1 protein-coding gene is annotated in these 1,395 nt (G+C 27.8%); it reads right to left on the minus strand.

The window, feature by feature from the left end; translation table 11 throughout:
• Positions 1-1,068, minus strand: a 1,068-nt coding sequence (locus tag LS73_RS09725) for a glycosyltransferase family 8 protein (protein WP_104731169.1), incomplete at its 3' end; no start/stop codon positions are given.
• Positions 1,069-1,395 lie beyond the last annotated feature (327 nt).

The raw sequence follows: 1,395 nt of genomic DNA on the forward strand, positions 1-1,395 counted from the left end.
AAACACACTCATAACCCCACTAAAATCTAAATACAGCTTTATATTAAGTAAACGAATCTTTATAATTCCTTTTCTCTTTGCTAGCTCAAATATAAAGCCTAGATAAATAAGCTTTTTAAATCTAGGATAGATTTCATTATCTTTATTTTCTTCATAGAATGTTTTGTAATGGTTAAATTCTTTATAAGTAGAATCTAACCATTGTTTTAAATAATTAGTCTTAGCTAAACTCTCAAACCATAATTCTCCTTTTAGAGTGTCAAAGTCTTTCCATGGTTTTACATGAGGTCCTGCATAATGAATTTGAATAGGATTATTTAGAGCATATTCTATATCTTGTCTATTCCAAGTAGCATTGTCTAGTTTTTCTTTAGAATCAAACATATCCCAAAAATAAGTGCTAACCATACCATTTTTAGAGAGAATCTTAATCTTTGGATAGCATACATAGTTCAGTACGTCTTGTTCTGGTTGCACTAGTCTGTGGGTATTGCTTTGCAAGAATTCCATAAGTGTTGCTTCTATATTATTTAATCTCATTTTATTGAGATTGTATACTAATAACCCTGCGCCAATATTAAATAATCTTTGCTTTTCTTCCTCATTCCAAGCAAAATCATAATAATCCATAAATTTAGTAAGAGGACAATCTTGTTTAAGTAAAGGTGCATTGTATCCTCCAATATAATAGTCCTCATCTTTGTCTAACAAATAAAACTCTCTTGATATATCACCTCTCCATACTACATCTACGTCTGTTACAATCATTTTATCGTATTGAGGAAAGAGAGATGGAAGATTTAGTTTATAAAACATTTCAACACTAAAATGCCCCTTATTGTGTGTTTTCTCCCAAGATTCATCAAATATTCCACTCTTATCAATAAATTCTAACTTTGCATTTGGAAATGATTCTATGCTTTTAGCTAGTTTATCTTGAATATCCTTAGATATATCTCCACTATGTATTACATATAGCTTATAGAAATAATCTTTACTAGCATACTCTAGCATAGAATAAAATGATACACTAGCAGGTAAACAATAGTTAGAATCAAAGCAGTGCATAATTGGAATTATTGGTAAATTATTAGGATTGTCTTGATTGTTTTTATTGTCTTTATCATGACTTAATGTTACTTTAGAATCTTGCTTTGATATATGGTTTATTGATTGGTTTGAAGTTTTATTTATTGTTTGTGAATTTGAATTGTGCTGTGTATTTATATAGGGGATATAAATTCTAGTAGATAATAAATCCTTTAAGTATATATATATATATATATATATATATATATTATGTTAGAGAATCTCATATAATGCCTTTGTTGAATTGATATTTAACTTAGTCATTATAACAAAATTGTTGTGATTCTATTTTTGTTGCGTTTAACA

Origin of the sequence: Helicobacter muridarum (assembly GCF_000765805.2) — a bacterium.
GTDB lineage: Bacteria > Campylobacterota > Campylobacteria > Campylobacterales > Helicobacteraceae > Helicobacter_A > Helicobacter_A muridarum.